Here is a 6,833-nt window from a genome sequence, read left to right as displayed (position 1 = left end):
TGGGTCGCCGGAGAGGCCGCCCGCGAGCGCTACCGGCTCGCCGAGGTCGGCGTGGACGACAAAGACGTCGTCGAAGTCGGCCGCCCCCAACTCGCTCCCATCCGGCACGCCGGTGCCCGCGCGGCAGGTGGCGGAGACGGTCTGCTGACCGTGCTCTACGCGCCCACCTGGGAGGGGTTCACCGACGATCCGGGCAACACCTCGGTGCTCACGGCGGGGGAGAACATCGTCCGGGCGCTGCTGGCCGACCCGAGGGTGCGGCTGCTGTACAAACCGCACCCGATGACCGGTTCGATCGACCCGCGCGCCGGCGCAGCGGACCGGCGCATCCGCGCGCTGGTCCACCGCGCGGGCGCCGGGCGTGCGCAGCCGGATCCGGAGGCGGTCGCCGCGCTGGAGGAGGCGACCCGTGCGCTGGAGGAGCTGACCCGCGCCGACCTGCGGCAGCACGCGGACGAGGTGGAGCGGATGCTGCACCAGCAGGCGCCCGCGCCGGGCCGTGCCCAGCAGACGGCCGAGGCTCTGCGCAGGTGGGAGGAGGCGTACTGGGCGGCGCGGCCCGCCGGGCAGCACCAGGTCGTCGACGGCCCGCGGCCGGGGCTGTTCAGCTGTTTCAACGAGGCCGACGTGCTCGTCTCGGACGTCTCCTCGGTGGTCTCGGACTACCTCACCAGCGAGAAGCCGTACGCGGTCGCCAACACCAGCGGGATGACCGAGGACGGCTTCCGCCGCGCCTTCCCCACCGTGCGCGCGGCGACCGTGCTGGGCCCGGACGGCGCGGGGGTTCCCGGACTGCTGCGGACCGTGCGGCATCCGGAGGAGGACGCGCTCGCCCCGGCCCGCGCCGCGCTGAAGGTGCGGCTGCTCGGCCCGGCCGAGCCCCCCTCGCTGGTCCGCTTCGACAAGGCCGTGCAGGCCCTGGCGCGGGAGGCCGAGGTCCGCGCCCGGCACCTGCGGGAGGACGGCCCGGACGCGGCCGCGTCCGGGCCGGATCAGGCGCGGGTCGGGGTGCTCGGCGAGGACGGCCGGCCCTGACGGCTCGCGGCGTCCGCCGCCGCGCCGCCCCGGGGGGCCTGTTCGGCCCCGGCCTGCCGCATCTGGTCCGCCGGGTGCGGGGCGAGGGAGCGCAGGGCGAGGACCAGGTTGTTGTTGAGCGAGAAGTAGAGCTGGACGGCCTGGCCGCTGTCGCCGAGCCGGGTGGGCGGGACGACATCGGTCTTCTTGCGGTCCGGCAGGTCGCCCAGCAGCCGCCCCAGGCGCATCCTCTCCGGGCCGAGGCCGGGGCGCAGCCACAGGTCCCACACGCCCTCCGGGGCGCCGTCGGCGAACGCGGCGGGGAGCTCGAAGGGCAGCTCCATCCGCACGGTGTCCGGGTGGTCCGTGCCCTCCGCGTTGTCGCCGCTCCACCGTCCGGGGAACTCGAACGCCTGGCGCGGGTTGTCGCGCGGCACCGCCGCCAGCACCGGCCCGCCGGACAGTTCCTCGGTGCGCCGGGACAGCGCCGGGCGCGTGCCCCGCCCGTACAGCCGCGCCGTGAGGGTATAGCCATGTTCGCCCAGCTCGATCGAGGTGACCTCCGCGTGCCGGGTGCGGGACCAGGCCCGCACGGCGAGGTAGCCGTCGCCGGTGACATAGGGGATCCGCGGATTCAGGGTGCCGTCGCCGGCGAGCGGCGGCGGCGTGGAGAGCAGGTGCGCCGTCTCCACGAGGAGGGCTTTGACCCGCTTGGCAGCGCCGTCGGAGGTGCGCTCCACGTAGGCGTCCCACCGGGCCTCGTACAGATCCGTTCCGGAGCGCTCCAGCCGGAGGGTGACCCAGCCGTCCGCGTCCGCCCGGTCGCGGGACGGCAGCGGGAGGCGGACCGGTGCGGAGTCGTCCCGGTGCCGGGGGTGCAGGGACAGTACCGCCGCGCCCTTGGGGAGCGTGTCGGCCCGGAGCCGCACCAGCAGCGCCCCGTCCCGCTCGGCCCGCGCCCGGGCGACCGGGCGCCGCATTCCCTTGGGGGTGCCGCCCGGTGCGCCTCCGCCCACCCGCAGGGCGCGGGCCACGGGGCGCAGCGCGGGGACGAGCGCCCGCGGCACGAGACGGCGGGCGGTCCGTGCGACCCGCACCCGGCGGCCCGCGCGGGGGGCGGATGCCGCGGATGCGGACTGCCGGGCGGCAGGCTCGCGCGGTGTTCCCGACCCGGTCCGCGCGTCTTCCGCCGACTGCGTGGAGCCGGCACGCTGTGTGGATCCGGCCGATTGGACGGGTCCGGCCGACTGGACGGGTCCGGCCGCCTGGACGGGCCCGGTCGACTGCGCGGGTCCGGCCGGCTGTGCGTGCCCGTCCGCCTGGGCGGATCTCTTCGGCTGTCCGGATCCGGTTGCCCCCGCCGGTCCGGTCGCCCGTCCGGGGCCGCCGCTCGGCGGTGCGGCTTCCGGTACGGCGCGGCCGGGGGCGGCGCCCGCGCCGGGACGGCCCGCCAGCAGCCGGGTCATCAGGGCCTCGTACTCGCCCGCCACCCGCTGGGGGCAGTAGCGGGCGGCCTTCTCCCGGGCCGCGCCGGCCATCCGGGAGCGGAGGTCCGGGTCCTCGATCAGGTGGAGCAGGGCGTCGGCGTAGCCGCGTACGGTCGTCTCCTCGCTGCCGCCCAGCGGGGCGAGCAGCCCGTCCTCGCCGTTGGTGATGATCTCTCCCGGTCCGTACGGGCAGTCGGTGCTGACGACCGGGACGCCGCAGTGCATGGCCTCCACCAGGGTCATGCCGAAGGACTCGGCGTCGGAGGAGACGGCCGCGACGGAGCCCTTCGCCCACTCCGTCTCGATGGGGGAGTGGACGCCCATCAGGAACGCGCGGTCGTGGAGGCGGAGGTCGTTCAGGGTGGCCCGCAGCGCGTCCTGCTGCGGGCCGCGCCCGTACAGCCGCAGCGACCAGTCGGGGTGGACGCCGGCGACCAGTGCGAAGGCGCGCAGCAGCCGGTCGTACCGCTTGACCTTGATGAGGCGGCCCGCGGCGACGATGAGCTTGGCCGCTCCGTCGGAGGGCTCGACCTGCGAGGCGGGTACCGCGTTGGGCACGCAGGTGATCTCGGCCCGCACCTCGGGCAGGGCGGCGCGGTAGTCCGCTGCGTCCGCGTAGGAGACCGTGACGAAGGCGTCCAGGTGGGCCAGGGCGGCGTCCTGGTGGCTGCGGATGTGGTCGCTGTGCATCGCGTGGGTGAGATGTTCCTGCCCGATGCGCAGGTAGCGGTCGGTGCCGTAGGCGGCGAGGTAGTCGTTGATCTTCGGCCGGGTCCCGATGACGACGTCCGCGTCCAACCGCTCCAGCACCTCCCTCACCCGCAGGTCGCCCAGCCGGGTGGCGATGCCGCGCTCGACGTGGTCGCGGCCCTCGATGAAGCGTTCGCTGGGCCGCCGGTAGTCCGGGTGGTCCCCGTCGTAGCCGGGGGAGGAGCGGCGCAGGTCGATGAGGGAGGTGAGGGTGACGCGGGGGTCGAAGGCGAGTGCGGGTTCCTGGCGCGACCGGCGGAGGCTGACGACCTCCACCTGGTGCCGATCGGCAAGCGCTCCGGAGAGGTTCACCGTCGACCTGATCGTCCCGCCGATTCCGTAGGCGTTGTCCAGCAGGAACACGATCTTCATCCGCGGCTTCCCCTTCTCCGTGCTGCGCATGTCCACATGCTCGAAAACAGATGATTTCCACCGCCTATTTGAGGTGTGAAAAGGGAGGGGATGCGCTCGTAACACTCGTATGTCCCTCGTTCGGCCCTCGCGGCGGCATGCCGCGCCCGGATGGGCAGCCGCCGCGCCTACTGTCTGATCAATGGCCTCGAAGATCATCGACCCAGCCGGACCGGGCGGCACCGACGGCGGCCCGCCCGCCGGTTCCGGCGTGCCCGCGGACGGCGCGGACGCCGAGGGGGGCGCGGGGGCCGCCCCGGCGGCGGCCGCTTCCGGGGCGCGGACCGACCGCGGGGCGCGGGCGCCTTCCGAGGCGCCGGTCGCCTCCGCGGCGCCCTTCGGTCCTGGGGCGGTGGCCGGTTCGGAGGCAGCGGTCGACCCTGGGGCTGCAGTCGCCTTCGGGACACCTGCCGGTGCGGCCCCCAGCGCGACCGACGACGCGACCGACAGCAGCGCCGGGGGCGCGACCGACGGCACGGGGCGCCCCGCGCGGGACCCGTTCCTCGACAACGCGAAGTTCCTGCTCATCGTGCTCGTCGTGATCGGCCACACCTGGCCGATGGGGCTCGTCGAGGGCTCCCGCACCGTCAAGGCCGGCTATCTGTGGATCTCCGCCTTCCACATGCCCGCCTTCATCCTGCTGAGCGGCTACTTCTCCCGCGGCTTCACCGGACGGCCCGCGCAACTGCGCAAGCTGGTGGCCGGGGTCCTGGTGCCGTACCTCGTCTTCGAGGTGCTCTACACCGCGGTGGAGACCGCCGCCTGGGGGAAGCCGTTCCGGCTGACCCTGACCGAGCCCACGTTCGTGTGCTGGTTCCTGGCCGCACTCTTCGTCTGGCGGCTGACGGTCCCCCTGTGGCGGGTGATCCCCTGGCCGCTGCCGGTCGCCGTGCTCGTCTCGCTCGCGGCCGGCACCTCCACGCTCGGGGACGACCTGGCGCTGCCCAGGGTGCTGATGTTCCTGCCGTGGTTCGTCCTCGGACTGGCTCTGCGGCCCGCCCACTTCGCCCGGCTGCGGACCAGCGTCCCGCTGCGGTGGTGCGCCCCGCTGGTGCTCGCGGCCGGCGGCGCCGCGGCGTACGCCCTCGCACCGGGCACCGATGTGCACTGGCTGTGGATGAGCTACGGCCAGGCCGAACTGGGCGCGACCACCCTGCCCTACCTGCTCGTGCGGCTCGCACTGTTCGCGGTGACGGCTCTGATGACCGGCGCCTTCCTCGCGGTGGTGCCCCGGCGCACCCGGTGGATCACCGCGTTCGGCGCCGTGACGCTGTACCCGTACCTGCTGCACGGACTGCTGACCACCGCCGCGCACGGCTACGGCTGGGACGCGCCGCTGCGCCCGCTGGGCCCGCTGGGTGCCGGTTTGCTGACGGTCTGCGGAGCCGCCGTCGCCGTACTGCTGTCGACCGCGCCCGTACGGCGGCTCGCGCGGCCCCTCATCGAGCCACCGGTGCCGGGCCTCACCCGGCCGCGGCGCCGGGGACGCTCGCCCGGAACGAGTGAGCCAAGGACGGCGTGATGGCCTGGGACCCTTTCACCGACACCTTCGTGACTCCGTCGCGCACGGCACCCGGCGCCGCGGCCCCGCCGCGGACCGGGCCGCCGGACGGCGACGCCGCAGCGCGGTACGCGCCCACGGTCTCGGCCCTGGGCTCCTGCGCCGGGCCGGACGGCTCCGGCGGCGGCGCTCTCCCCGGCCCGCCCGGGCCCGCCTCCGGGCTGCCCGGGCCCGCCCCGGCGCCGCCCTCCTCCGGCATCCGGCGGCCCGGGGAGCCCGGCGCGGCGGACGAGGCCCGAGGGGTGCGCGAAGACGACCTCGGCGGCGCGGAGAGACCGGCCCGAGGGCCCCACCGGAGACCGGACCGAGGACTTCACCGGCGGGCCCTCGGCGCCTCCGCGGCAGGGCGGCAGAGCGGACGCGACCCGTTCCTCGACAACGCGCGGTTCCTGCTGGTCCTCCTCGTCGTCCTGGAGCACAACTGGGCACCCGTCGCCGACGCCATGCGCGGCGTCGAGGCCGCCTCGCTGCTGGTGTACTCCTTCCACCTGCCCGCCCTCGCGCTGGTGTGCGGCCACCTGTCGCGGAACTTCACCGGGCGGCCCGACCAGATGCGCAGGCTGCTGACCCATCTGCTGGTCCCCTACCTCGTCTTCGAGGCGGCCTTCGCGGGAATGCGCACCCTCTTCTGGGAGCAGCCCTTCGCCGTCACCCCGACCCGGCCGTCCTTCGCGTGCTGGTTCCTGCTGGCGCTGTTCGTCTGGCGGCTGACGGCGCCCCTGTGGCGGGCCGTCCGCTGGCCGGTGGCCTTCGCCGCGCTGCTGTCGGTCGCCGCCGGGTTCACCGACCTGGGAGACGAACTGGCCCTGTCCCAACTGCTGATGTACTGGCCGTGGTTCGTCCTGGGGCTGCGGCTGCGCGCCGACCGGCTGCGCCCGCTGCGGAACCGTGCCGCGCGCAGGTGGGCGCTGCCGGTGCTGGCCGCCGCGGCGGTGGGCGCCTGGTGGGCGGTGCCCCGGGTGAGCCGCGGCTGGCTGCTGATGGAGGCGGGCGCCCACGAACTGGGCCTGCGTCCGCTGCCGTACGTGGGGGTGCGGCTCGCGCTGTTCGCGCTCGGCGGCGTGCTCGTGGCCGCGTTCCTCGCGCTGGTCCCCGCGCGCCGCACCGGCTACACCGTGCTGGGTGCCTGTGCGCTCTACCCCTTCCTGCTGCACGGGCTCGTCGTCGAGGCCGTGCGGCAGACCGGCGGCTACCAGGTGGTGGTCACCGGCGGCCTGCTGGCGGTGGTGGGGACGACGGTGCTGGCCGTGGGGCTCACCATGCTGCTGGGGCTGCCGCATGTGCGGCAGGTGCTCTGGCCGCTGGTGGAACCGTCGTTGCCCGGATGGCTGCACGGGAGGGCCGCGGCCGAACCGGGCGACGCCGCGTCCGACGGGCGGCTCCCCCGGGTGCGGGCCCCGCAGCAGGGAAGCGGCCGGGCCGCGGAACCCCACGCGGGCGGGGCCCGGGTACCGGGCCGGGTCGCGAACGGCGGCTGAACCCCGGGTGGCCGCGGCGCTGCGGCTCGCCGAAGCTCTGCCGACACCCGGCGCGGCGGGCTCCGGCCCGCCCCGGCGGGCGGTACAGGTCTCAGGGACGCCCGTACGCACCCTTACCGAGGAGAGCGCCTC

Annotated in this window: 3 protein-coding genes and 1 pseudogene; 3 read left to right on the top strand and 1 reads right to left on the bottom strand. The window is 75.5% G+C overall.

Going from position 1 to position 6,833, the window contains the following annotated elements; genetic code table 11:
• Positions 1–1,035 (top strand): annotated as a pseudogene (locus BMX65_RS30510) (hypothetical protein); the annotation flags it as partial.
• On the opposite strand, the gene BMX65_RS30505 reads toward BMX65_RS30510, so the two are convergent.
• Positions 993–3,623 carry a glycosyltransferase gene (locus tag BMX65_RS30505; protein ID WP_075003596.1) on the bottom strand — a complete coding sequence of 877 codons (2,631 nt, stop codon included), beginning with the start codon at positions 3,621–3,623 and terminating at the stop codon, positions 993–995. The pseudogene BMX65_RS30510 and the gene BMX65_RS30505 sit on opposite strands and share 43 nt — an antisense overlap.
• Positions 3,624–3,804: 181 nt before the next feature.
• Here BMX65_RS30505 and BMX65_RS30500 point away from each other — a divergent pair, with 181 nt between their 5' ends.
• Both BMX65_RS30500 and BMX65_RS30495 read left to right on the top strand, forming a co-directional pair.
• Positions 3,805–5,184 (top strand): acyltransferase family protein, encoded by a 1,380-nt coding sequence (locus BMX65_RS30500; RefSeq protein ID WP_075003585.1) that lies wholly within the window; start codon positions 3,805–3,807, stop codon positions 5,182–5,184.
• A complete protein-coding gene (locus tag BMX65_RS30495) occupies positions 5,184–6,701 on the top strand; it encodes an acyltransferase family protein (RefSeq protein ID WP_075003584.1) in 1,518 nt (505 codons plus the stop codon). Before BMX65_RS30500 ends, BMX65_RS30495 begins: the two co-directional genes overlap by 1 nt.
• Positions 6,702–6,833 lie beyond the last annotated feature (132 nt).

It is taken from the genome of Streptomyces qinglanensis, assembly GCF_900111245.1.
In the GTDB taxonomy this organism is placed as follows: Bacteria; Actinomycetota; Actinomycetes; order Streptomycetales; family Streptomycetaceae; genus Streptomyces; species Streptomyces qinglanensis.
Note: the sequence above shows the minus strand (reverse complement) of the source record. Positions and strands in the feature narration are given on the sequence as shown.

Excerpts from the sequence above, each read along its gene's own strand:
- BMX65_RS30495 (WP_075003584.1), top strand. The coding sequence starts at position 5,184 with ATGGCCTGGGACCCTTTCACCGACACCTTCGTGACTCCGTCGCGCACG.
- BMX65_RS30505 (WP_075003596.1), bottom strand. The coding sequence starts at position 3,623 with ATGAAGATCGTGTTCCTGCTGGACAACGCCTACGGAATCGGCGGGACG.
- BMX65_RS30500 (WP_075003585.1), top strand. The coding sequence starts at position 3,805 with ATGGCCTCGAAGATCATCGACCCAGCCGGACCGGGCGGCACCGACGGC.